Source organism: Paenibacillus sp. 3LSP, from assembly GCF_032465655.1.
Classification (GTDB): Bacteria; Bacillota; Bacilli; order Paenibacillales; family Paenibacillaceae; genus Fontibacillus; species Fontibacillus barengoltzii.
Genome location: NZ_JAWDJI010000125.1, coordinates 1 through 24369, shown reverse-complemented (window position 1 = coordinate 24369; position 24369 = coordinate 1). Strand labels below are relative to the sequence as shown.

The following is a 24369-nucleotide window of genomic DNA, read 5'->3' as shown; positions in this document are numbered from 1 at the left end:
TGGTAGACTGCATAGTATCAGCTCTCCTTTGCTATGTAGCTCTGAAATGGTTTGGTTTATACTACACTATCCATTTTAACCTATGAGATGTAGCAATTTGGAGGGCTGTCTTTTGTTTACGTTCATCTTAGCTAGATTCCCGATTTCCTTCCCTGCAGGCATATAACGTCTCTGGTGTCCGTTAAAATGTCATGGTGCCTACCCCAGCAACCTGCCCACATCACCACGTCCACAATATCCGTTACAGCAACATTTCGTGCTGCCTCAAATCCTTGCTAGGCCTGTCCTCATTATATCGGTCCACTGCACCCCCCGCAACCGCAGAACACCGGAACGAAGATTCACTCCCATCACGTAAATAGAAAATAGATTTCAAACCATACTACGGATTAATAGCAAATTTGCCTGCGACGATTTTGAAGGATGCACAAAAGAAAGGGGTTTACACGATGCATACCGTCTGGAAAGGAGCGATCAGCTTCGGGCTGGTCCATGTACCGGTCAAAATGTTTTCGGCCACCGAAAACAAGGACATCTCCATGAAATACATCCATAAAGTGTGCGGCAGCCCGATTTCGTATGTACGGCGTTGTCCGGCGTGCGACGTTGACGTGAATTGGGAAGATATTTCGCGCGGTTATGAATACGAGAAGGGCAAGTACGTTCTATTTGAAAAAGAAGAATTGGAGCAGCTGTCTGCCAACGCCGAAAAAACGATCAAGATCATCGATTTCGTGGATTTGAAGGAAATCGATCCGATTTATTTTCAGAAGACGTATTACTTGGCGCCGGATCAAGCCGGAGGGAATGCGTATCAACTGCTGCTTGAAGCGATGCGGGATACGGGGAAAATCGGGATTGCCAAAATCGCCATCCGCTCCAAAAGCAGCTTAGCTGCCATCCGCGTGATGGAAGGGTGTTTAGCGATCGAAACGATCTTCTATCCAGACGAGATCCGCCCGATCTCCCAAGTGCCTAACTTGCCGGAGAACGTTCAAGTGAACGACAAAGAGCTGACGATGGCCAAAATGTTGATCGAACAGCTGTCCACCCCATTCGAGCCGGAGAAATACACCGACGACTACCGCGAAGGGTTACTGCAAATGATTGAGCAAAAAGTCGCTGGCGAGGAAATCAGCCTGGCTCCGGCCAAGCCGGAGACCAACGTCATCGACCTCATGGCGGCGCTGCAGGCGAGCATCGAGGCGGTCAAGCCGCCGGTGGCGACCGATCCGGGGCCAGCCGCTGCGGCTCCAGCCAAACGGACGCGGAAGACCGCCGCCAAGAAAGCCAAGGCCGAGGACGAAGCCGCCCCCGTTGCAGGAAAGACCAAAAAGGCCGGGGCGGATCATGAGACCGCAACGCCAACCGTTGCCGTGAAGCCGAAGCCCAAGCGCCGCACCGCCACCAAGCCGGAGGCAAAATAAAGCGACGGCCGGCACCGCTTGTTGGTCGAACCGTCAGCCGTTTACATGCTTTGCTCCATATGACAAGCCTCAGGCGGGACATTCGCCCATCCTTGGATAATCGGGTGGCGCATCGTGCCGCCGGGCGTCCACTCCAGGAACTGCACCTTTACCGTTAGGGCCGGCTGAATCCAGACGGCCCCTTTCATGCGTTCAGGGACGTTGGCAAACGGACGATCCGGGATGATCAGCGGCTTTACATTTTCAGTCAGTTCACGCCAGTCCGCCGCCCTCCATTTGCCGCTGCCGGCATGGCCGATGTAGATGAACTGTCCCTCTGCGTTGTACAAGCCCAGCAAGATGGCGTTCACCCCCCCGTCACGGTACGTCACCCCGCCGATGGCGGCATACAGGTCGCGGGCCAGCTTTTTCTTGACCCAACGAGCATCCTTGCCTCCAAACGCATAGGTGCTGTCGAGCCGCTTGGATACAATCCCTTCCCAGCCCCGTTGCTTCATCAAGTCAAACAGCAGCTCCCCGTCCGCCACATTGGGGACAATCTGCACCTGCTCGGAAGGGATGACCAGCTCTTGCAACAGCTGTTGGCGATGCGTTAACGGCTCACCGTTCACCCACTTACCGTCATAATGCAAGATGTCGAAGATCATATAGATCGCCGGAATCCGCTGAGCTGCAAAGCGAATCTCCTGCTCTCGCCGCAAGCTGTCCCGCCGCATGATCTCGTGAAACGACGGCTTGCCGCCGGAGAGAGCGATCATCTCGCCGTCAAGAATGACCGAATGCGCCCGGCAGAATTCCCGCGTATCCAGAAACTCCGGATACTGCATACTTCGATCATTGCCCTTGCGGTTGATCAGTTTGACCTCGAGGCCGTCATTATAGGTTAACATCCGCACTCCGTCCCATTTGACCTGGGCCACCCATTCTTCGCCTTGTGGGATCGACTCGCTGCGAATCGGTTCAAATGGGATGATCGGTTTCCATTCCATGCCGCTTCTTCACCTCCCCGCTCCAATGTGCCTATTCTGGTTCTTACCTTCTCCAAACCCGAACTGCTGCTTGCTCCCTAATTTGCCCCTGCCTCGCTTGAACCATTCCGGAGGTTCGTTCGCTCATAGTTTCCTCGCCCTCAGGCAAGCCTAGAATCAACAACCCGAAGCAGGCGAACATCTTTCATCGATTCCAGCAAGGAGGAACCGTTATGCCCCGAACGATCAAAGGAACGATTACCGTCGAAGGCGAAGAGATTCCCATCTCTAACCCGGACAAGCTATTGTGGCCTGAAGCCGGCATCACCAAGCAAATGTACTTGGAGAAGCTGGCCGAGCTGTCGCCTTACCTGCTGAAATATTGCCGCAACCGTCTGCTGACGACGATTCGTTATCCCGGCGGCATTCACGGCAAGTTTTTTTACCAGAAAAATGCCCCCGAACCGCTCCCGCCCTTCGTTCGAACGGCCGTTCATGAGAACATCAATTATGTCGTGCTTGACCGGCTGCCGGTGCTGCTGTGGCTGGGCAACTTGGCTTGCATCGAATTTCATCCGTCTCTGCATTATGTCGGGGAGGAACTGCCATGCGAATGGATGATCGACCTGGACCCCACGCTGGAGGACGAACCGCGGATTATGGAGGCCGCGGCTTTGGTTGGAGATATTTTGACGTCGCTGGGCTTGCAATCGGTGCCGAAGACGTCCGGTGCCACCGGCGTGCAGATCATTGTACCGATCGAATACGGCATCACCTTTGACGAGCTGCGGATGGTTGGTCATTTTGTCGCCCGCTACGTCACCGAGAAGCACCCTCACCTATTTACCATTGAACGGCTCAAAAAAGACCGCGGCGACAAAATCTACTTCGACTACTTGCAGCATTACGCCGGCAAAACGCTGGCAGCTCCCTATACCCCTCGCGCCCGGGAAGCCGCCAGCGTATCGACTCCGTTAACTTGGGATGAGGTACGGAAGAACCCGAGGCCTGCGGATTTTAACCTGCTGAATATCGGTCAACGCCTGAAGGAGCGGGGAGATTTGCTTGAGACCGTCCCTCCCCAGTCCCTTCAGCTGATTTTGCAGCATTTAAAATCTCCTGTCCGGACCTAGCGATGGAAGCTCTCGCCGCACTCGCTGCTAACCGCTACAACAACGGCGACAGCAGCCGTGCCAGCAGCTCCAGCATTTTCTGCCCTTGCGGCCGCTGAGTAAATTCCTCAAACACCACTGGGCTCGAATCGAGCAGATCCTGCTTGAAGTCGCTCTCGAGCCGAGCGATGGTCTCCGGATCCAACAACAACGCTGTCATTTCGAAGTTATAAAAAAAGCTGCGCATATCCATGTTCGCGGTTCCCACCGAAGCGAGCAGATCGTCGATGATCATCACTTTGGCATGAATAAAGCCCTTCGTATACTGAAAGAACTTGACCCCGGCCTCGAGCAGCTCCTCCACGTAAGACAAGGAAGCCAGCTTCACCAACCGACTGTCCGAATGGTAAGGCATGAGGATGATCACTTCGATTCCGCTTAATGCCGCCGTTTTCAGGGCGGAATATACGCTGGGGTCGGGAATGAAATAGGGCGAAGCGATCCAGATCCGGCGCTTCGCCACCGCAATCGAATTAAAGCACATTTCATGAATCGGGTTGCGCAGCAAATTGGGTCCGCTGGTCAAGATCTGCACCTGCTCCTGACCAGACCCTTCATGGGGCGGAAACAGAGCGGGGTCTCCAAGATCCTGCCCCGATGCCAGCAGCCAATCCTCCAGGAAGGTGAGCTGCAAATAATAAACCGAATCTCCATTCAGTTGCAGATGCGTGTCGCGCCAGTACCCCATTTTTTCATAAAGACCGAGATAGTCGTCGCCCACATTTAATCCGCCTACGAATCCGAACTTCCCATCCACCACAAGAATTTTCCGATGATTGCGATAATTGACCCGGCGGTTCAGCATAGCCACTCGTGCCGGCAGAAAGAAGAAGACCTCCACCCCGGCTGCCCGAAGCCGCTCAATAAATGCATGCTCCAGCTTAAAGCTTCCCAGCCCATCGCAGATCATCCGGACCTTGACCCCTTCCCGGGCTTTCCGGATCATCACTTCGGCAAAGGCCGAGCCAATCATGTCGCTGCGGAAAATATAAAATTCCAGATGAATATGATCTCGTGCTTGCTCCATCCGCTCCAGCATGGCCCCAAACGCTTTTTCCCCGGAGGAATACACTTGCGTTTGATTTCGGCCAGTGATCGGATTGGCCGCATGGTGCGTCAGCAGCTGATACAGCCGCTCCTGATGATGCATTTCCGGGTTGCTCATCTCCTGCAAGCGGACCGGACTTGCCAAGTGATTGCGCAGCAGCATCCGTAAGCTAAGGAAGGGGATAGGCCCCCGGTGCAGCAGTTTTTTGCGCTTCCGATAGTCCCGGGCCATGAAATAGTAGAGGACTGGACCTAAGGGGGGGCACAAAAACAAGATAAACATCCAGGCAACCGCTTTGGCGGGATTGCGGAATTCCAACAGCAGGATCAATGCAACGTGTACGATAAAAAGAAGTAAAATGCCAATCAGCCAGAGCATGCCTTCCACCCTCCCCTGCCATCATCATTAACCATCCGGCCTGCGGTTTATTCATGTCAGATTTCGAAATTTAACGGATTCCGCCGCATTTATATTAGACAGGACCCGTTTTTTTGACATGATTTAAGAATCATAGGAATAGATAAGTTATAGAACCAACGAAGCGTAGGGAGGGGATGCCATGAGGAGCGTAAGCGTACCGAATCCCAACCGGATGACGCTGCTTGTCCTTCGGGATGCCAATCGGCCCGTCAAACAGATGCAAGTCTCCAAGCCGCTTGTCGTTGCCGTGCCTTTGCTGGCGCTGCTGTCTATTTCCGGGCTGATCGTCAGCCTGCAAGTTCGCTCGGAACAGACCGTTTCTCGCCTGGAACATCAGCTGGAGCAGCAAACCCTGGCCTTTGAAGCGGTGGTGACCAACAAGGATGAAGCGATTCAGCGCTTGCAGAACGAAGTGATCTCCTTATCAAGCCAATCCAAGGAAATGATGGAACGGATGGAGCGGGTAGCCGAGCTTGAAGCCGAGCTGCAGAAATTTATTGATAAATACGGAGATGGGGATGCGAAGAATCTTGGCAAGCTGTCTTCGTTGTCCTGGGACGAGACGCTGGACGCTCTGGGGGACAGCGGGGTTGGCGGTGAGTTCATCGCTGTGCATGACAATGAGATTGAGAGACTCGCAGCGAGTACGCGAGACGAATTTGCCGCGATGAACGAAATGCTGGACGAGATGGAGAAGCACGTTCCGCTCACCTTGAAAAAAGCGAAGCAGACCCAATACTCCCTCTCGGGCACACCGTCGGAATGGCCCACGCTGTCCACGCGGCTGACCTCGAATTTCGGGTACCGCACCGATCCGTTTACCGGCCGAGCCGCATTTCATGCGGGCATCGACATTGCCGGTAAAGTCGGAGACCCTGTATATGCCGCTGCGGCCGGCAAGGTCATCACTGCCGACCGGGACGGGTCCCACGGCAAATACATTGTGATTGAGCACCCGGGCGGCCTGCAAACCTGGTACATGCATCTCAGCGACATTGATGTTTCCGTCGGGGATGAGGTGAAGAAAGGGGCCAGCATCGGCAACTTGGGCAGCACCGGACGCAGTACCGGACCCCATCTGCATTTTGAGATCGTCAAGGGCGGCAAAGCCATTGACCCGATGCCTTATTTGAAGTAATCCGCATGTAGAAAGGAAGTTGATGAAGCGCTATGTTCAAAGACAAGAAAGCCCCTCGTCTGACCGATACCCTGATCGGCCAGGGCAGCTTGGTAGAAGGCAAGCTGGAGTGCAAGTCCAATCTGCGTGTGGAGGGTCAAATTCACGGAGAAATCGACTGCAAGGGACAGGTCATCATTGGCGAAACCGGCGAGGCCATCTCCAATATTAAAGGCGCCGATGTGATCGTCGCTGGCAAAGTGATCGGTGATATCACCACCACTGGGAAACTCACGATCACGGCCAGCGGTCAAATCGACGGCAACGTGGATGTGGCCAAGCTGATCATCGTCGAAGGCGGGCTGCTGAACGGGTCGAGCAAAATGGAACGGGTGGCCCCCGCTGCTGCCTCAGCGACCTCTAGCGGCAAAGGCAAGGTCAAGAAAGCACGCCCCGAGGCAGGTTAAAAGTGAATCCGTGATAGATAAAGAAGCTCCCGCCGATGAGAAAGGCAGGAGCTTCTTTCGTGTGGAACTTATGCAGCAACATCGCGCTTTTTAAATACAAGCCAAGCCACCGCCAGGAACAGCAGGACGTAAACTGCCAGCACCGTAATGGAGAAGCCCAGCGTCATTCCGGCCGGCCCGACCTGCCCCCCGCGATATTGACCTAAGTCCATATTGGTAAACAGCAAGTATTTGGCCCAAGCATAACGCGACGGATGGAACAACAACGTAAAGATGTTGCCTGCAAACAAGATGAAGATCGACAGCCCGATCGCGATACCGCTGGAGCGAAAAACCGTCGACAGCATAAACGAAAATGCTGCAATGACCAGCAGATCAACATAGCTGTACAGCAGGCTTTCCAGAATCCGGCTTAAGGGGCTGTCCCCCAGATATTGCGACGGCTCATTCGAAAAGATCAGGAACGAAACAGCCAGCGCGATGACGAAAAATACCGCGCTCATCGCCAGCGTAAATAACAGCACAGCCAGCAGCTTGGACAGCAGCACTTTCGTCCGCGTCCATGGTCGGATCAGCAGCAGCTTGATCGTTCCCCAGGTGAACTCGCCGGCTACGATATCAGCGGCAATCACAGCCGCATAGATGCTGACGAGATAATACAGGAAGCTCAGTTGGTCCAACGCATCCCAGGCGCTCATCCGCTGGCTTCCGCCGTCCAGCGAGAACAGCACCCCAAACAGGATCGTCAGCAAGACAAGCAGCCCGAACATGATCCAGGTGCGAACCCGCCGATAAATTTTCATATTTTCGTTTTGGACCAGCGCGAGAAAATTATTCAATGTCCTTCCCTCCCGTCAGCTCCAAGAATTGATCCTCCAGCGAACGCGTCACCGCCTGGATCGCGTACACGTCAATGCCCGCCATGACCAGCTTCGCGTTGATCTCCGCCACTGCTTTCCGGTCGGCAGATACGATCAGTCGGCCGCCTTCGAGGTGTCCGCCTTCGACCAGTGCCGCTGCGCGCTGCGGATCGCTTACGTCGAAGGCCGTTTCCAGTGCCCGGCCTTCGGCAGCTTCCGGATGCAGGGACTTGACATCCACCAGTCGTCCCTGCTGAATGACCGCAACCGTGTCGCACATCAGCTCCATTTCCGACAGCAAATGGCTGGAGACAAACACGGTCGTTCCTTCCTCCCGCGCCAGCGCCCGCAGATAATCGCGGAGCTCGCGGATGCCTTGCGGGTCGAGCCCGTTGGTAGGCTCGTCCAGCACCAGCAGCTTCGGCCGATGCAGGATGGCCTGCGCTACGCCCAGCCGCTGGCGCATGCCCAGCGAATACGTCTTAACCTTGTCATGGATACGGTTCTGCATGCCAACCCGCTCGACCGCCTCCCAGATCCGTTCTTTCGTGACTCCTGGAGACATGCGAGCATAATGCAGCAAATTCTGGTACCCGGTCAGGAACTTGTACATCTCCGGGTTCTCCACGATGGCGCCGACATGCGAAATCGCCTCTTCGAAACGATCCTTGATGCTGGCTCCCTCGATCAGAATATCGCCTTCCGATATCGACATCAGGCCAACCATCATCCGGATCGTCGTCGTCTTCCCGGCTCCGTTAGGTCCCAGGAAGCCGTACACTTGTCCTCTCGGAATGTCCAGCGTTAATCGGTCGATCAGTGTCTTACTGCCGATGCGCTTGGTGACGTCCCGCATGCGTACGACGGGTTCCTGCGTCAACTCCATTGGATACTCCCCACTCTCTTTGCAAACTGTATCCCGTTCAATCAGGATAATTTCCCCTATTCTACCATAAGCTATCCTTCAGCTAAAGCTCCGGGCAGTGATGAGGGACTGATAGCGAGCTGACATAGGTCCATCGCCCTAGCGAAATATCCGGACGATTAACCCGGGCGATCAACTCGAAAATGACCCGGGATTGACCCGGGTCATCATAACCCCTAGCTGGCCTTCAGACCAACAATGAGCGCCTGGAGCTAGATTCGGACGTCTCATGCACCGTCAGCCTGCGGCTCCTCGCCGTACCAAAGCTGGCGGAAGCTGGCGCTGGTGGCGAGCAGTTGCTCCGCCGTGCCTTCGGCTTCAATCGTGCCGTCCTTCAGCACGATGATATGGTCCGCGTGCGAGAGCGCAGCCTTACGATGAGACACCACGAGGCAGGTGGCCTCACCTCGAGATTGGAACAACCGCTCCCACAGCTTCCGTTCGGTCTCGACGTCGAGCGCGCTCGACAAGTCGTCGAACACGTACAGCTGTGCCTCGCGCACGAGCATCCGGGCGGCCGCGGTCCGCTGGACCTGGCCGCCGGAGAGCTTGACCCCGCGCGGCCCGACCATCGTGTCGAGGCCGTGGGCGAGCTGTGCCACGTCGTCTTCGAGCACGGCGACGTGCAGCGCCTGCGTCAGGCTGCTCTCGTCCTCTGGCAGCCCGAGCAAGATGTTGTTCCGCAGCTTGTCGCTGTACAGGCGCGGGATTTGCGCCGTATACGCACTTTGCGGCGGAACAAAAAAGTCAGCCGGCGTACGGACAAGGCGGCCGTTCCAGCGGATCTCCCCGGCTTCCGCCGGCAGGAGGCCGAGCAATGCCCGCAGCAGCGTCGTTTTGCCGGAGCCGATCATGCCGGTCACGACCGTAAACGAGCCGCGCGGCAGCCGCAGGCTGATGTTCTCGATGCCCCGGCCGGTCTCGGGATAGCGATACGTCAGTCCCCTTGCCTCCAGCAGCTGCAGCGGCTCCACCGGCAGATAGGCAGCCATCCGATGTGGTTCCCCCTGCACTAATGCGAGTTCCGACGGAGACGGCTCCAACCCCGAGCCGCTTAACGCCGTTGCCGCGCTCTTCATCCCGTGATCGGCTTCGGATGCTCTCCGCTTGCCGATCCCGATGTATGCCGGAGCCGTCAGCAGCTTGGCGGGGGCGCCTTGAAGCATATGCTTCAAGCGGGAGAAGCTGATCGCCATCTGCTTATAAAACGTCATAAAGTTCCCAACGTTCGAAATCAACTGCGTGACAAAGGTTAAATAATAAATGAACAGTGACAAGTCACCGACGGAAAACGAACCGCTCCGCATCTTGTAACCGGCCAACACCAGAATCAGTCCGGTGCCGAGGTTAACGGAGTTCGTAAACACAGAGGACAGCGATTCAGTAATCAGCTTATCCTTGACCATCATCTTCCGCCGCTCATCGCTCAGCCGTTCGAACCGCCGGACGATCCGCTCTTCCGCTCCCGCGACTTGAATCGCCTGCACGTTGGCGAACATCTCGCCGATAGAGCTGGTCACATTCGCCGTGGCAGTGCGGCTGGCAGCCCGGTACTTCTGAATGCGCGCTGTCGCAATTTGCGCCGCGGTCACAACCAGAATGAGCGGGACGAAGACGAAGAACGTCAGCTGCGCATCGATCGAAATCAAAATATAACTGGAGATGATCACAAAGCCCATCAGGCCAAACATATCCACCGACCAGCTCATCGCTTCTTCCGCTTGATCCACGTCGTCCCGGAAGTTGCTGATCGCTTCCCCCGGGGCGCAAGGAATTGCTTTGGCGCCGGGCTCCCGGAGCACATGGGCCAGCATATTCCGCCGCAGCAGCATGCTGATCCGGAATCGGTAGCTGCCGTCCGTAAAGCAGCCCACAGCGATCATCGCGATGCGCGCCAGCGCCACACCGATCAGCAACGCCGTTAGACCCTCCACTCCAAACGGGAGGTTGACGTTGCCTTCTAGGTTATCAAAGAACGCCTTCGTAATCAGTCCCGGAAGCAGCGGAATCATATGGATGATCGTCCAAGAGAGCAGGTTCGCGATATAAATCGCCGGTCGATTCAGCAGCAATCTCCAGAAAAAATGCCGCGTACTCATGCCAACACCTCCTCCAGACCAACGGACAACATTCGGCTGAATCGAGAGCTTGGATCAGCCGCCAGCTCTTTGCGTGGTCCATATTCTACGATTCGTCCGTTCTCCAGAATAAGGATATGATCGGCGCGTTGTACCGTCGATAAACGGTGCGCGATCATCATGCACGTCCGCGACTCCAACAGCCGGTTGATCGCGGTCTCGATTCGTTGTTCGGTCAGCGGGTCGAGGCGCGAGCTGGCTTCGTCCAGAATCACCAACCCTGGATTCGTCAGGAATACCCGGGCAAATGCCAGCAGCTGCGCTTCACCTGCCGACAGGCTGCCCCCTCCGGAGGAGAGCACCGTATCCAGCCCATCCGGCAAGGCCGCGTACCATTCCTGCAATCCCAGCTCATTTAACACGGCGATGATGTCCTCATCTCGGATGCTTCCATCAAACAGAGCCAAGTTATCGCGGACGGTGCCTTCCATAATCTCGATATTTTGCGTCACCATCGCCACCTTGCTCCGCAGCTCGTGCAGCTTGCACTCACGGATATCGATGCCTGACAGCTCGATCTTGCCTTGCTGTGGATCGTAGAAGCGCAGCAAGAGCCGTGCCAATGTCGATTTGCCGCTGCCGGTGCGGCCCAGCAAGCCCAGCGTTTCCCCCGGCTTCAGCATCAGATCTATGTTCTGCAGTGTCGGCTCCCCCTCTTCCTCGTACGAGAACGTCAGCCGGTCGATTTTTACGGATAATGGCCCCTTCGGCAACGGTGCACCTGGACCGTCAGTAATCCGTGATTTCGTATTCAGCAGGTCCCGGACACGGATCAGGCTGGCGTCGGCTTTTTGCAGATCATCCAACTGAGTACGGATCTTCTCGATTGGCTGAGCCAACAGTTCCGTGTAATAAAACACGAGGTAAATCGAACCGATCGTCAGCTCCCCTCGTCTCCATAACCAGGCGCAAACCAAGAAAGCGGCGGCATTGCCCAGAGCGAATACGAGAATCGTTGTCCCCCACATCATGCCGAAGCCCACTGAAGCGCGCACGCGTACCGGTAACATCCGCCGGGCCATCGCATAGAAGCGCTCCAGCACGTAACCGGCAGCTCCATTCGCCCGGGTATCCTCGGTACCTTCCAATTGTTCGCCGATAAAGCCGTAAAGCTCGGCATTTTGGGCGCGCCATTTGGTCCACACCGGAACCATAAATTCGCGAATTTTCCGAATCATGAAGATAGCGCCAACGACAAACAAGCTCATGGCCGCACCAATCCAGATGCTTTCACGGAACAACAGCAACAGGATGCCCGTCATCAGCAGTAAATTTCCGATCATATGGATCAGGAAGCTGGAGAAGAAGTTGGCCAGCGCATTGACGTCCCCATCCACCCGTTCAATCAATGAGCCGGAGGTGTTCGATTTATGGAACGACATATCCAGCGACAGACAATGTCTGACGAGGTCTGCCCGCAGCTTGTTCGTCGTGGTCCAGCCCAGGTTCTCACTGAAGTAAGACGCACACACCGATACGAGCTGCTGAACCAGAGAGAAACCGATGAAGAGTCCCGCCGCGATATATAATGGCTTCAAGCTTCCTTCCCCTTGGGCGGTATCGATAAAATAACGAATGACTTGCGGATTGATCAACTGCAGAGCAATCGAGATCAACAGCAGCGCAGCCATTTTAATTAGCAGCTTGCGTTGCGTGAACACGTATTTCTCCAGCATTTCGCGATAATGCCCGAGAGGTCTCGTCCTTCGTTTGCCGCTTTGCGATGCAACAGATTGATCAGCCAAAAAGTCGCTCCCCCTTCCACGTTCACTTCCTAATTATCTCCAAATCATATTACACCAAAAACATATGTTCGCACAATCGATTTATTCAATACTGAACAAGACCGCCCCGCTGTCTTGTTCAGACAACCGGGGCGGTCCATACTATCATCGCTATCGCTAAAATTTATTAGTTGTTACCGGCACGGGCCAGCTCGCGTGCATTTGCTTCAAATGCGGCCAGCAGCGCGGCTTCACCCTTCAGCCCTTCATTTTCAACTTTGCGGATTTGCTCTAACATCCGCTTGTAGTCCTTCGGAATCACGCGGACGAACTTCGGCAGATACTCGTTCCAACGATCCAACACGCGGCGCCCAACCGTACTATCCGTATACAGAATGTGACGGCTGATTAGCGTCCGCAGTTGATCGATTTCCGCCGGATCCTCTACCGACTCAAGCAGCACCATTTCTAAGTTACAACGGCTTGCAAAGTCTCCGCTCTCGTCAAGCACGTAGGCGATCCCGCCGGACATCCCAGCTGCAAAGTTCCGGCCAGTTTCACCCAAGATAACGACACGTCCGCCGGTCATATATTCGCAACCGTGGTCGCCGACACCTTCAACGACAACGTTGGCACCCGAGTTCCGCACCGCGAACCGTTCTCCGGCAATCCCGCGGATGTAAGCCTCCCCGCTGGTTGCACCATAGAACGATGTATTGCCGATGATGATGTTCTCCTCAGGAACAAACGTTGCACGCGGCGACGGCTTCACAATGACCTTACCGCCGGACAGCCCTTTGCCGGTGTAGTCGTTAGCATCGCCTTCAACGGTGAGCGTCATGCCTTTCGGGATAAACGCCCCAAAGCTTTGACCCGCAGAACCTTCAAAATGGAACGTGATCGTATCCTCAGGCAATCCCTGCTGTCCATAACGCCGGGTAACTTCGTAGCCCACAATCGTCCCGGTTGCCCGGTTCACGTTGCAGATCGGCAGCCGGGCGCTGACGGCTTCGCCGCGCTCCAGTGCAGGCAGCGCCAGCGGCAGCAGCTTCGTCATATCCAACGTCTCTTCCAGCCCATGATTCTGCTGTCTTGTGCAATAGCGGCTGCTTCCCTCCGGAAGCTCCGGCATATGCAGCAGAGAGTTGAGGTCGACGCCTTTCTTCTTCCAATGATCCACCGCCTTCACCGCATCCAGGCAATCGGTACGTCCGATCATCTCTTCCAGCGTGCGGAAGCCTAGCTCGGACATCCATTCGCGCAGATCCTCTGCCACGAAGGTCATAAAGTTGACCACATGTTGCGGATCTCCGGTGAAGTTTTTGCGCAGCTCCGGATTTTGCGTGGCCACCCCCACAGGGCATGTATCCAGCTGGCAGACGCGCATCATGATACAGCCAACCGCCACCAGAGGGGCAGTCGAGAAGCCAAACTCCTCGGCGCCAAGCAGTGCGGCGACAGCAAGGTCGCGACCGTTCAGCATCTTGCCGTCGGTTTCCAGCACGACGCGGTCGCGCAGGTTGTTTAAGATTAGGGTCTGATGCGTTTCAGCCAGCCCCAGCTCCCACGGCAGACCTGCATGGCGGATCGAGCTTTGCGGGGAAGCGCCAGTACCTCCGTCATAACCGCTGATCAGAATGACGTCCGCGCGGCCTTTGGCAACGCCGGCTGCAATCGTTCCGACGCCGGCCTCAGCCACCAGCTTCACGTTGATACGCGCCTGCGGATTGGCGTTCTTCAAATCGTAGATCAGCTCCGCCAAATCCTCGATCGAATAGATATCATGGTGCGGCGGCGGTGAAATCAAGCCAACCCCCGGCGTGGAGCCGCGCACTTCCGCTACCCAAGGGTACACCTTACGGCCCGGAAGCTGACCGCCTTCACCCGGTTTCGCCCCTTGCGCCATCTTGATCTGGATTTCATCGGCGTTCACCAGGTAATGCGACGTAACGCCAAACCGTCCCGACGCTACCTGCTTGATCGCGCTGCGGCGCAGATCGCCGTTCGCATCCGGCACATAACGCGCCGGATCCTCGCCGCCTTCGCCGGTGTTGCTCTTGCCGCCGATGCGGTTCATGGCGATGGCAATCGTCTCATGCGCTTCTTTGCTGATCGAGCCAAACGACATCGCCCCGGTCTTGAAGCGGCGCATGATCGAAGCCGCCGATTCAACTTCCTCCAGCGGCACCTTCGGCCCAACCGGCTTCAGTTCCAGCAAGGAACGCAGCGTCAAATGCTTGTTGTTCTCGCCTTGCACCAGCTCAGCGAATTTTTTATACAGCTTATAATCGCCCGTACGGACCGCCTGTTGCAGCAAATGCACCGTCTGCGGGTTGAACAGATGCTCTTCCCCGCCGCTGCGCCACTGGTATTCTCCGATGGAATCCAGCACTTTATCGTTGCCGTCCTTGTCAGTAAAGGCCCGGAAGTGATGGGTAAGCGTTTCGGCAGCCACTTCTTTCAGGCCGATGCCTCCAATCCGCGACGGCGTCCATGTAAAGTAACGATCGACGAAGGAAGGCTCCAGGCCAACCGCTTCGAAAATTTGCGCCCCGCGGTACGATTGAATCGTCGAGATGCCCATTTTGGACAAGGTTTTGACGACCCCTTTGGTCGCTGCTTTGATGAAGTTGTACACCGCCTTTTCATGCGAAATGCCTTGCAGCATGCCTTGGGCAATCATATCCTTCAGCGATTCGAACGCAAGATACGGATTCACTGCGCTGACGCCATACCCAAGCAGTAACGCAAAATGGTGTACTTCACGCGGCTCGCCCGACTCCAGCAGCAGGCTGACCTTGGTCCGCGTCTCTTCGCGAATCAGATGGTGATGCAAGCAGGAAACTGCCAACAGCGCCGGGATCGCTGCGTTCTCCGCATCCATTCCACGGTCGGACAAGATCAGAATATTGTGGCCTTTGGCGATGACCCGATCTGCTGCTTCGCATAACGTATCCAACGCCTTACGCAGCCCCTCTGCTCCTTCGGCAGCCGGGAACAGGATCGGAATCGTGATCGCCTTGAAGCCTGGCCGGTGCAGATGGCGGATTTTGGCGAAGTCCTCATTGGACAAAATCGGCGAATCCAACCGAATCTGACGGCAGCTCTCCGGCTCCGGCTGAAGCAGGTTGCGCTCCGGACCAATCGTCGTAGCGGTCGAGGTAACGAGCTCCTCGCGGATCGCATCAATTGGCGGGTTGGTGACTTGCGCAAACATTTGCTTGAAGTAGTTGTACAGTCGCTGCGGATGTTCGGACAAGACGGCAAGCGGCGCGTCGTACCCCATCGAAGCGATATTTTCCTGACCGGTTAAGGCCATCGGCTCAAGCACCTTCCGCAGGTCTTCATACGTATAACCAAATGCCATTTGACGGCGTGCAATGTCTTCGTGGCTCTCCGGCGGCAGCTCCTTCGCTTCCGGCAGATCTTCCAGCTCAACGAGATGTTCGTTCAGCCATTCACGGTACGGATGCTCCTTCGCGATCGCTGACTTCACTTCCTCGTCGGAAATAATCCGGCCTTCCTGCGTGTCGACTAGCAGCATCCGGCCCGGACGCAGCCGATCCTTATAGAGTACGTTCTCCGCCGGGATATCCAGTACGCCGACCTCCGAGGAGAGGACGATCAGGTCATCCTTCGTCACGTAGTAACGCGATGGGCGCAAGCCGTTCCGGTCCAAAATCGCCCCGATCTGAACGCCGTCGGTAAAGCCCATCGCTGCAGGCCCGTCCCATGGCTCCATCATTGTGCTGTGATATTCATAGAACGCCTTTTTGTCCGGGTCCATGTCCTCCCGGCCGACCCATGGCTCAGGCACCATCATCATCGCTACGTGAGGCAGGGAGCGTCCGCTCAAGTACAGGAATTCAAACGTGTTATCAAACATCGCCGTATCTGACCCGTCCGGATTGATGATCGGTTTTACTTTCTCCAGATCGTCGCCAAACTTCTCGGTCTTAAACATCGACTGACGTGCATGCATCCAGTTCACGTTGCCGCGCAGCGTATTAATCTCGCCATTATGAATCATAAAGCGGTACGGATGCGCCCGCTCCCAGCTTGGGAACGTATTCGTACTGAAGCGCGAGTGAACCATCGCAATGGCCGACTCCAATCTCTCGTCTCGCAAATCCAGATAGAATTGTCCGACCTGCTCCGTGGTCAACATCCCTTTGTAGACCACCTTCCGGCACGACAAGCTGGATACGTAAAAAGCATCCCCCTGCTCTGCGCCGCTATAGCGGATCGCGCGTTCAGCCCGGCGCCGGATCACGTACAGCTTGCGCTCAAAGTCCAGATCCTCCTTCAGATCTGCGGAACGCTCGATAAAAATCTGGCGAACGAACGGTTTAGCCGCTTTGGCCGATTGACCCAGCATATCGTCGCGAGTTGGCACCGTACGGAAGCCGAGGACGCGTTGTCCTTCCTCTTCGGCGATGCGCACGAGTTCTTCCTCCTGCTTCGTCCGAACGGCTTCGTCATGAGGCAGGAACAGCATACCAACGCCATACTGTCCTGCCTCTGGCAGGGTAAATCCAAGCTTAGCTGCTTCAGCGGCAAAAAAACGGTGCGGGATTTGCAGTAAAATACCTGCGCCATCCCCCGAATTCGGCTCGCTGCCTTGGCCGCCCCGGTGCTCCATATTCGCTAGCATGGTCAACGCTTGGCTTACGATATCGTGGGAAGCTTTCCCCTTGATATGAGCCACGAAGCCCATGCCGCAAGCGTCTTTTTCGAAAGCGGGATCATAGAGTCCCTGCTTGGGAGGTAATACGGTATGTTTCATCATCTGACGCAACCTTTCTATTTAGAGGTAGTTCAAACATCGTTAGCGAATAAAATAGATCAGTCCCTATGTCCTGCGACTACGCCGGATAAGCCCGGTTCAATCTTTCTTTTTATTCTAACGGAAAATGTCACATCTGTTTTTGCATTATATTCTCTTTATTTTGCACTATTGATTAGAACTTTTAGGCCGTTGCAGGGCGGTTTTGCCACGAAAGCGTCACCATATGGAGACGTATGGTTGTCTTTGCCTGTCTATTTGCACCATTATCCCTTTTGATCAGAGAAAAAAGTCGAACCTGCCATCCGTTGCTCATAGCGTCCATAACCCGATCGAGAACTTAGTTACTATAGAGTTTATGTCCCCGCATAAAATGTGTCCCGCCCCAACTCGACTGATTATTACGGGATCATCCTGCAAAAGGCTCGGTGCCGGAATATCTCCCCTACAGAAAAAGACCCGCCCTCCAGAAATCCAGAGAGCGGATCTTCTATATTTATGATTCGATTAGTGCGACTGTACGCTCAGGTTGGCTTCAGGACTGCGCTCTGTACTGCGTTCGTGGCGCAAGAAGTACACCAGTGTAAACACCAGGAATACAACGCCAAACACGGCCAGCCAACCAATGTTTTCCCAAGCCATCGCCATATCGCCGGTGGAGATGACCGCCTTGAAGCCTTTGACGCTGTACGTCATCGGCAGGATCGGGTTGAAGGCTTTCATCCAGTTCGGAATCAGTTCGAGCGGGAACGTTCCTGCGCTGGTCGTCAATTGGAAAATCAGCATCAGGATCGCCAAGAACCGTCCCGGGTTCTCCATCCAGGTAACAAGTGCTTGAATGATCAACATGTAGCACAGGCTAGTAACAAAGGCGAAGAGATAGAAGAGCGGAACACTCTTAACCTCAAGCCCTAATCCGTAAAGAACCAGGCCAGATGCCAGCAAGGACTGAAGCAGACTCATGCCGGCAAAAGTCAACGTGCGGCTTACGAAGCGGCTCCAGCCACTGGCTTCCGCTACCGAACTGCCTCTGACCGGCACCACCAGCGTCGAGATCAGCGCACCGACGAACAGGCCCAGCGACAAGAAGTATGGAGCAAAGCCCGTGCCATAGTTAGGTACTTCATTCACCTTCTGCTCATTGATCTCGATCGGCTGAGCATACATGTTGACAAGCGCATCGGTTTTCTTCACGCCAGAGGTTTGTTCTGCGGCATCGGTCAGCTTCGAAGCCAGCTCGCCCGAGCCCTCCGTCAGTTGGGTCATGCCGTCCTTCAGTTCACCCGCACCTGCATCCAGCTGCTTCGAACCGTCGGCCAACGTACCTACGCCGCCAGATAATTGCTCGACGCCGCCAAGTAGTTGTTTGGCGCCTGCGCTCAGCTGCCCGGCACCGCTTGCCAGCTTCTTACCGCCAGCCGTTGCTTCCGACAGCTTGCCGTTAAATTGCTGCAAGCCGCTCGCCAGTTTCTCTTGTCCGGCGTTCAGCTCAGTCATGCCTTGCAGCAACTGTTCTTGGCCTGCCGTTAATTGCTTCCCGCCTTGCAGCAACTGCTGTTGAGCGTTGTGCAGGTCCTGGCTGCCTTTCAACAATTGTTGATTCCCTTGGTGCAGCTGCTCACTGCCTTGGGCAACCTGCTTGCTGGCTGCGATCAACTGCTGAACCGCTGCGTTCTTCGCGAGTTCCGGATTCGCTTGGGCCAGCTGCTCTAAACCTTGCGCCACGCTGTTCGCTCCTGCAGCCACCTTCTCGCTGCCTTGGACCGACGCTTCCAGGCCTGTTTGCAACTGGGCGCTGCCTTGTTCAGATGCAGTCAAGCCAGCTTCCAGCTTCTTCGCACCTTCCAGCGACGATTGAAGCCCTGCCTGAAGTTGGGTACCGCCTTGATGCGCTTGTTTAGCGCCGGCTTCCAGCTGTTGGCTGGCAGCTTCCAACTGCGTCAAGCCGCTAGCCAGGCTGCCGGCTCCATCCTTCACATCATTAATGCCTTGGTATAAGGACTGTGTACCTTTCTCCAGCGGAGCAACGCCGTCCTCGAGTTTCATCGTGCCGTCAACGAGTTTCGCCAGATTTTCTTTCAGCTTCTTGGTTCCATCATCGAGCTTCACCGCTCCCTCGTTGAGGGTGCTGGCCCCGTTGCCGGCCTCGCTGAGACCGCCCGAAATTTTCTCCACTTGGTCAAACAAGGTTTCCGTATAGGCTTCCGTCACTTTGGCGGACACCTTCGATTTGATCTCTTTCACAGCCGTACCGCCAATTTGCGCGGCCAGGAAGTTGTAACCTTCGTTTGGCTCGAAGATCAATTGAGCCGGCGAAGGATTATCATCCATCAATGTGGTCGCTTGTGAAGAGAAATTGTCCGGAATGATGATCGTCATGTAATACTCATTATTCTTCATTCCGGTTTCCGCTTGCTCACGGGTGACGAACTTCCATTGGAAATCGTCACTCTTCTTTAGTTCAGTAACGAGGTCCTCGCCGACCTTAAGGTCTTTCCCCTCGTATTGTGCGCCTACATCCTCGTTCACCACCGCTACCGGCAGCTCGTTCATCTTCCCGTACGGATCCCAGAAGGCCGTCAGGAACATGCCGCTATACAGTACGGGAATGAACAGCACTACAAGAATCGGGATGAACACTTTAGGATTCTTAAAGGTGGCTCCCATATCCTTGAAAAATACACTTAATGATTTCATTTTTGCTTTCTCTCCCCTTGGTGGCTTCTTTCTCTAATAGTTAAATGTAATTCCTTTAAACTTCCCTTGGCAGAAGCAAGCCTCCAGCTAGAAAATCGTGGATAAACTCCTTGATTTGCTCTTTGCTCAAAGGCGGATTATTCTTGTTCCAGTCCGAGGTTAACGCGATATAGAGCTTAAACACGACGAAAGCAAGCAGCTTGGGATCATATGAGCGAATCTCCTCCCGCTCAGCCGCCCGGGACAGATGACGCTCCAGATATTCCAGAATTGCGTTTTCGATCTGCTCCAATCCCTCCTTGGCTTTCGGGGTGCCGAAGTCACGAACCTCTTGGGACAACTTAATGAGCAGCTCATGCTCACGGCGAAATCCCAGCAGCGCATCCATCGCCCGGTGCAAATTCTCAAAGAAGGGCTTCTCCTCATCAATCTCCGGCTCGATCACCCGCTTCATCTCCATAATGACGGAACGTAGAATTTCATCGAACAGTTCTTCTTTGTTCGTGAAGAAGGTGTAGATTGTTCCTTTCGCCACATTTGCTATTTTCGCCACTTGGTCCATTGTCGTCGCTTTGTAACCAAATAAAGCAAAGGACTTTTCAGCTGCTTCGATAACGAGCTTACGGCGATCTACTACAGCCATCCATGTCACCTCCCTGCACTTGGAATGAATAATGGAAACACATTTCCCGGCCAAAAAATGACTAAAATTCATTTTTGGTCATTTGGTCAATTCATACTTTACTCCACTCGCTGTAGAAATGCAAGATGTTTTTTCAGAATGTTTCATTCACTTTCACCAGCTTGTTCCATAATCCCGTTGGCTCTGATTCTCCCCGACCTAGGTCCAGTGGATCGACCCGTCTCGAGCCTCTTTAATCCGGAATATAATCAACATAAACTTAGTATTAGGAAGCCATGAATCGGAACGATCTATATAGAAGAAGCAGGTGATATCCTCATGCGAAAAAGAAGAGTGTTGATCCTATCGGAAGGTTTTGGAAGTGGACATACCCAGGCCGGACACGCGCTGGCAGCCGGATTAAAGCGGAAGAACCCGCAAATCCAGACGAAAGTGATGGAGCTGGGCTCGTTTCTGAATCCGACAGTCGCACCGCTTATCCTATCCGCATATCGGATGACGGTGAATACGAGTCCTGCACTGGTAGGCCTGTTTTATAAGCACAAATACGAGAAGCCGGTTGGCAAGTTTGCTCGCCTGGCTTTGCATAAAATGTTCTATACTCATGCAGCCGAAGTGATCGCGCAGCTGCAGCCCGATCTGATCGTCTGCACGCATCCGATTCCCAGCGCTATCGTGTCCTACCTGAAGCTTAATTCAGATGTGAATGTGCCGCTGTGCACGCTCATCACAGATTACGATGCCCACGGTTCCTGGATGAGTCCCGGCGTGGATCGGTACCTCGTCTCCGCACCTGAGGTCAAAGCTTTGCTTGTCCAACGCGGAGTCGCTCCCACCAAGGTACAGGTGACGGGCATTCCTGTGCACCCGGATTTCTGGAGCAAGCAAGAGAAGGCGTCCGCCCGGGAAGAATTAGGGTTAAAAAATATGCCTACCGCCCTCGTCATGGGCGGGGGTTGGGGATTGTTGCTTCGTGAGGAGCTACTGGACAAACTAGCGGCTTGGCGAGAGGACATTCAAGTTGTCTGCTGCACCGGCAGCAACGAGAAGCTTGCTGCTCGACTGCGTGCACATCCAACATTTCATCATCCAAACATGAAGGTGATCGGGTTCACGCGGCAAATCGGCAAATGGATGGATGCCTCTGACCTTCTGATTACCAAACCCGGCGGAATGACTTGCACCGAGGGAATGGCCAAAGGCATCCCGATGTTGTTCTTTGAGTCGATTCCAGGTCAAGAGGAGAAGAATCGCGAATACTTCGTGCAACACGGCTATGGGGCGGAGCTGACCTCACCGGACGTGTTGGACGAGTGGTTTGATAACATTCGCCATCAGCACGCTTCGAATCTTCAACCTTGGCCGGAGCCTGCCTTGCAGCATCCCGGTTATCAACCCGAACGCTGCGCCGAAGCCGTGCTTCATCTGCTGTATCAGGCCGCCGCTCCGGTCCGCATACGCCTGCAGACGGCCAGCCCTGCTGAGCAGCAGGCCAACTAAGTCAACAGCGCAGATCCAACCACCTCATACATCGGACGCTTGTGCATATGCGTCTGATAGATGACCAGACGATCGGCCCTCCAACTGCCGAATTCCGGTTGGGTCTGCAGCGCTGCAGGATCTAATCTGGCCCCTTCTCGATATTTCCGGGCCAACGTAATATGCGGGCTGAAGCGCCGTTCCTCCGGCACAAAGCCGAGTGCCCGGTTCTCCGACGTCACCCGGCTGTGCAGGCTCTCCAGCCCGGCCACCTCACCGCGGACGCCAGCCCATAACACGCTGGGACTTGCCGGACGTCCAAAGGTACCAATCCCCGCCGCTTCCAATTCCAGCGGGCCCATCCCCTTTGCTGCCCGCGATAATGAAGCCAGCAGCTCATCCAAACGCCCCGGAGCCGTATCTCCCAGAAACTGCACGGTAATATGGTAGTCTTCGGCATGTACCCATTTTTTGAAATCCAATCTCGTTTTTTGCTCGCTGCACCACTCCTCCAGCTTATACTTGACCTCTTGCGGAAGAGGGATGGCGATAAATAATCTCCATTTTTCTTCATTTACTGACATGACTCGTCACCTTTTGTGATATTTTTCTCACTTTTTTCACTTGTTTCGACAATTAGAAGTGCGATTAGTTACATCCAGCGCATCGATTCTCTATATAATGTATCTTAGTGTTGCTGGCATATACAGTCTTCAAGCCTATGGGGATAGGAGATGGAATATGAGTTTTGCTCAAAAAATTACCTCTGTTCTGATCGGACTACTGCTTCTAGTTGGTTTGCTGATCGGGATATTTGCTTATCAAACAACGTATCGTGAGGTCGAGACATCCGTCGGTATTGAAACGGTGGGCTGTGCCAATATTACCACCGGGCTTGTAGATCCGGAAGCGGTTGCCCGTCTTGCCTCCGGAGACCGTACCGGCCTTGCGGAGCTGGAGAAACGATTAAACTGGACGGTAGAGCATAAGTCGTTGTTTAAGGAAGTGTTTTTGATGTCGCTGGACGGCACCATTCTTGCGGCTGACCAGAACCTCAAAAGCCGGGGATATCAAGCGGGAGACGCTTTTTATTTCAATGATCAGGACCGGGACATGATTCTTGAGATGAAGCATCCTGTGTATACCAAGGTCTATTCTTATGACGGCGTGAAGCTGCTCAGCGGTTACGGCCCGATCTACAAAAATCATGACCCCGACCAAGAGATCATCGGTCTAATGGTCATTAACTTCGACGCCTCGATCATCGGGGAGAGAACTCGCGACATCCTGCTCCTGCCTTTTATCATCGGCATCGTTGTCCTGCTCGCCGCAGTTGTTTTCGTGTACTTCTTTATCCACCGGATGATTCGGCCGCTGGAAACGTTGTCCCGGCAGGTGGAGCGGGTTGCCGAGGGCGATTTGACCGTACAGACGAACGTGCTTCAAGGTCAGGATGAAATCGGCAAATTAACGCAAAATTTTGCGAAGATGGTGGGCAGCTTGCGGCAGTTGATCACCGAGGTGAACGTCACTTCGATGCAGGTGGCCTCGTCCTCGGAGCAGCTATCCGCGAGTGCACAGCAAACCGGAAAAGCGGGTGAGCAAGCGGCTGAAATTACCCAATCCCTTGCCGAAGGTGCGGAGCGACAACTTACGAACCTGGAAACCGGGGCGACCATGCTGCGTGACATGTCCGATCGGATTGGGCAGATCGCTCGCCATGCCGAAGGCGTCTTAACATCGGCGCAGCAGGTCTCCGCCGCATCAAACCAAGGGGAACAAGCCATCCAGTCCAGCGTAGAGCAAATGTCCACCATGGAAGCCAAAATCGTTCAGCTCTCTGCGATCATTGAGGAGCTGGGCAGCCGCTCCAAAGAAGTGCAGAGCATCCTGGACATCATGACCGACATCGCCGCCGAAACCAACCTGCTCGCGTTAAATGCTTCAATTGAAGCGGCCCGCGCCGGAGAATACGGCAGCGGATTTGCCGTAGTCGCCTCCTCGGTCCGCAAGCTGGCGGAACGTTCCGCAGCCTCGGCGAAGCAAATTAGCGAGCTGATCACCCACATCGTTGGGCAGGTAGAGCTCACCGGCAGCGCAATGGACGAGACCGTCCGTGAAACGAAGCGAGGCGTCGAGCTGGTGCGCAGCGCCGGAGCTTCTTTTACCGACATCGCAGCCTCGTCGGAAATTACCGCTGCATCGATCGCTGATATCAGTGAAGCGGTTCGGCTCCTGTCCGACAACTCGCAAAGACTGGTGCAGTCGATTGACGAAATCGTGCGGTTTGCGGGCCATACGGCGGTCGGCGCACAGGACATGTCCTCATTCTCCCAGCAACAGTTGGCTGCTATGGAGGAGGTTGATGCTTCCGCCAGCTTCCTGTCCAGCTTAGCGGAGCGGCTTCATTCCATGATCGAACGTTTTAAAGTCATGTAATTGCTAAGAAAAACGCCTGGCGGCGTCCTTTTAAGTTCGTTCAACTGAGTTCATACGTG

Annotated in this window: 17 protein-coding genes; 7 read left to right on the top strand and 10 right to left on the bottom strand. The window is 54.8% G+C overall.

Annotated elements, in window-relative coordinates; genetic code table 11:
- The first annotated feature begins 449 nt into the window (after positions 1-449).
- The gene (ku, locus tag RW092_RS10090) at positions 450-1427 is read left to right on the top strand and encodes a non-homologous end joining protein Ku (RefSeq protein WP_316010133.1); all 978 of its coding nucleotides are present in this window, start codon (positions 450-452) and stop codon (positions 1425-1427) included.
- Between the two features lie 41 nt (positions 1428-1468).
- Here ku and RW092_RS10085 read toward each other — a convergent pair whose 3' ends face one another.
- Positions 1469-2416, bottom strand: coding sequence for an ATP-dependent DNA ligase (locus tag RW092_RS10085; protein WP_316010132.1), 948 nt, complete (start codon positions 2414-2416; stop codon positions 1469-1471).
- Positions 2417-2628: 212 nt separating this feature from the next.
- Between RW092_RS10085 and ligD the strand changes: the two genes are divergently transcribed.
- The gene (gene ligD / locus RW092_RS10080) at positions 2629-3528 is read left to right on the top strand and encodes a non-homologous end-joining DNA ligase (RefSeq protein ID WP_316010131.1); all 900 of its coding nucleotides are present in this window, start codon (positions 2629-2631) and stop codon (positions 3526-3528) included.
- A 34-nt stretch (positions 3529-3562) separates the two neighbouring features.
- Here ligD and cls read toward each other — a convergent pair whose 3' ends face one another.
- Complete coding sequence (gene cls, locus RW092_RS10075) at positions 3563-4993, bottom strand: cardiolipin synthase (protein WP_316010130.1); 1431 nt, start codon at positions 4991-4993, stop codon at positions 3563-3565.
- A gap of 181 nt (positions 4994-5174) precedes the next feature.
- On the opposite strand from cls, the gene RW092_RS10070 reads away from it, so the two are divergent.
- Together RW092_RS10070 and RW092_RS10065 are read left to right on the top strand one after the other, a co-directional pair.
- Positions 5175-6173, top strand: a complete 999-nt coding sequence (locus RW092_RS10070) for a M23 family metallopeptidase (protein WP_316010129.1) — start codon at positions 5175-5177, stop codon at positions 6171-6173.
- A gap of 32 nt (positions 6174-6205) precedes the next feature.
- Complete coding sequence (locus tag RW092_RS10065; protein WP_316010128.1) at positions 6206-6619, top strand: bactofilin family protein; 414 nt, start codon at positions 6206-6208, stop codon at positions 6617-6619.
- Between the two features lie 68 nt (positions 6620-6687).
- Here the strand turns inward: RW092_RS10065 and RW092_RS10060 are convergent, their stop codons facing one another.
- The 5 genes from RW092_RS10060 to gltB form a co-directional block, all read right to left on the bottom strand.
- Complete coding sequence (locus tag RW092_RS10060; RefSeq protein WP_016313198.1) at positions 6688-7458, bottom strand: ABC transporter permease; 771 nt, start codon at positions 7456-7458, stop codon at positions 6688-6690.
- Positions 7451-8365 carry an ABC transporter ATP-binding protein gene (locus tag RW092_RS10055; protein WP_085278427.1) on the bottom strand — a complete coding sequence of 305 codons (915 nt, stop codon included), beginning with the start codon at positions 8363-8365 and terminating at the stop codon, positions 7451-7453. Before RW092_RS10055 ends, RW092_RS10060 begins: the two co-directional genes overlap by 8 nt.
- Before the next feature lie 266 nt (positions 8366-8631).
- Positions 8632-10503 (bottom strand): ABC transporter ATP-binding protein, encoded by a 1872-nt coding sequence (locus RW092_RS10050; protein WP_316010127.1) that lies wholly within the window; start codon positions 10501-10503, stop codon positions 8632-8634.
- A complete protein-coding gene (locus RW092_RS10045; RefSeq protein WP_316010134.1) occupies positions 10500-12218 on the bottom strand; it encodes an ABC transporter ATP-binding protein in 1719 nt (572 codons plus the stop codon). The genes RW092_RS10050 and RW092_RS10045 overlap by 4 nt, the downstream gene beginning before the upstream one ends.
- A 235-nt stretch (positions 12219-12453) precedes the next feature.
- On the bottom strand, positions 12454-17052 hold the full coding sequence (gltB, locus tag RW092_RS10040) for a glutamate synthase large subunit (RefSeq protein WP_028539013.1): 4599 nt from the start codon (positions 17050-17052) through the stop codon (positions 12454-12456).
- On the opposite strand from gltB, the gene RW092_RS10035 reads away from it, so the two are divergent.
- Positions 17044-17331: a hypothetical protein gene (locus RW092_RS10035; RefSeq protein WP_139816633.1), complete on the top strand. Its 288-nt coding sequence runs from the start codon at positions 17044-17046 to the stop codon at positions 17329-17331. The genes gltB and RW092_RS10035 overlap by 9 nt on opposite strands.
- A gap of 228 nt (positions 17332-17559) precedes the next feature.
- On the opposite strand, the gene RW092_RS10030 is transcribed toward RW092_RS10035, so the two are convergent.
- Both RW092_RS10030 and RW092_RS10025 read right to left on the bottom strand, forming a co-directional pair.
- Positions 17560-19749: a YhgE/Pip family protein gene (locus RW092_RS10030; protein ID WP_316010126.1), complete on the bottom strand. Its 2190-nt coding sequence runs from the start codon at positions 19747-19749 to the stop codon at positions 17560-17562.
- 55 nt (positions 19750-19804) lie between these two features.
- Positions 19805-20392, bottom strand: a complete 588-nt coding sequence (locus RW092_RS10025; RefSeq protein WP_028539015.1) for a TetR/AcrR family transcriptional regulator — start codon at positions 20390-20392, stop codon at positions 19805-19807.
- A gap of 318 nt (positions 20393-20710) precedes the next feature.
- Here RW092_RS10025 and RW092_RS10020 point away from each other — a divergent pair, with 318 nt between their 5' ends.
- Positions 20711-21892 carry an MGDG synthase family glycosyltransferase gene (locus RW092_RS10020; RefSeq protein WP_016313205.1) on the top strand — a complete coding sequence of 394 codons (1182 nt, stop codon included), beginning with the start codon at positions 20711-20713 and terminating at the stop codon, positions 21890-21892.
- Here RW092_RS10020 and thpR read toward each other — a convergent pair.
- On the bottom strand, positions 21889-22455 hold the full coding sequence (gene thpR / locus RW092_RS10015) for an RNA 2',3'-cyclic phosphodiesterase (RefSeq protein ID WP_316010125.1): 567 nt from the start codon (positions 22453-22455) through the stop codon (positions 21889-21891). The genes RW092_RS10020 and thpR overlap by 4 nt on opposite strands.
- Before the next feature lie 157 nt (positions 22456-22612).
- Between thpR and RW092_RS10010 the strand changes: the two genes are divergently transcribed.
- A complete protein-coding gene (locus RW092_RS10010) occupies positions 22613-24310 on the top strand; it encodes a methyl-accepting chemotaxis protein (RefSeq protein WP_316010124.1) in 1698 nt (565 codons plus the stop codon).
- Positions 24311-24369 lie beyond the last annotated feature (59 nt).

Excerpts from the sequence above, each read along its gene's own strand:
- RW092_RS10050 (WP_316010127.1), bottom strand. The coding sequence starts at position 10,503 with ATGAGTACGCGGCATTTTTTCTGGAGATTGCTGCTGAATCGACCGGCG.
- RW092_RS10025 (WP_028539015.1), bottom strand. The coding sequence starts at position 20,392 with ATGGCTGTAGTAGATCGCCGTAAGCTCGTTATCGAAGCAGCTGAAAAG.
- ligD (WP_316010131.1), top strand. The coding sequence starts at position 2,629 with ATGCCCCGAACGATCAAAGGAACGATTACCGTCGAAGGCGAAGAGATT.
- RW092_RS10070 (WP_316010129.1), top strand. The coding sequence starts at position 5,175 with ATGAGGAGCGTAAGCGTACCGAATCCCAACCGGATGACGCTGCTTGTC.
- RW092_RS10035 (WP_139816633.1), top strand. The coding sequence starts at position 17,044 with ATGTTTCATCATCTGACGCAACCTTTCTATTTAGAGGTAGTTCAAACA.
- RW092_RS10055 (WP_085278427.1), bottom strand. The coding sequence starts at position 8,365 with ATGGAGTTGACGCAGGAACCCGTCGTACGCATGCGGGACGTCACCAAG.
- RW092_RS10030 (WP_316010126.1), bottom strand. The coding sequence starts at position 19,749 with ATGAAATCATTAAGTGTATTTTTCAAGGATATGGGAGCCACCTTTAAG.
- ku (WP_316010133.1), top strand. The coding sequence starts at position 450 with ATGCATACCGTCTGGAAAGGAGCGATCAGCTTCGGGCTGGTCCATGTA.
- gltB (WP_028539013.1), bottom strand. The coding sequence starts at position 17,052 with ATGAAACATACCGTATTACCTCCCAAGCAGGGACTCTATGATCCCGCT.
- thpR (WP_316010125.1), bottom strand. The coding sequence starts at position 22,455 with ATGTCAGTAAATGAAGAAAAATGGAGATTATTTATCGCCATCCCTCTT.
- RW092_RS10020 (WP_016313205.1), top strand. The coding sequence starts at position 20,711 with ATGCGAAAAAGAAGAGTGTTGATCCTATCGGAAGGTTTTGGAAGTGGA.
- RW092_RS10045 (WP_316010134.1), bottom strand. The coding sequence starts at position 12,218 with ATGCTGGAGAAATACGTGTTCACGCAACGCAAGCTGCTAATTAAAATG.
- RW092_RS10065 (WP_316010128.1), top strand. The coding sequence starts at position 6,206 with ATGTTCAAAGACAAGAAAGCCCCTCGTCTGACCGATACCCTGATCGGC.
- RW092_RS10085 (WP_316010132.1), bottom strand. The coding sequence starts at position 2,416 with ATGGAATGGAAACCGATCATCCCATTTGAACCGATTCGCAGCGAGTCG.
- cls (WP_316010130.1), bottom strand. The coding sequence starts at position 4,993 with ATGCTCTGGCTGATTGGCATTTTACTTCTTTTTATCGTACACGTTGCA.
- RW092_RS10010 (WP_316010124.1), top strand. The coding sequence starts at position 22,613 with ATGAGTTTTGCTCAAAAAATTACCTCTGTTCTGATCGGACTACTGCTT.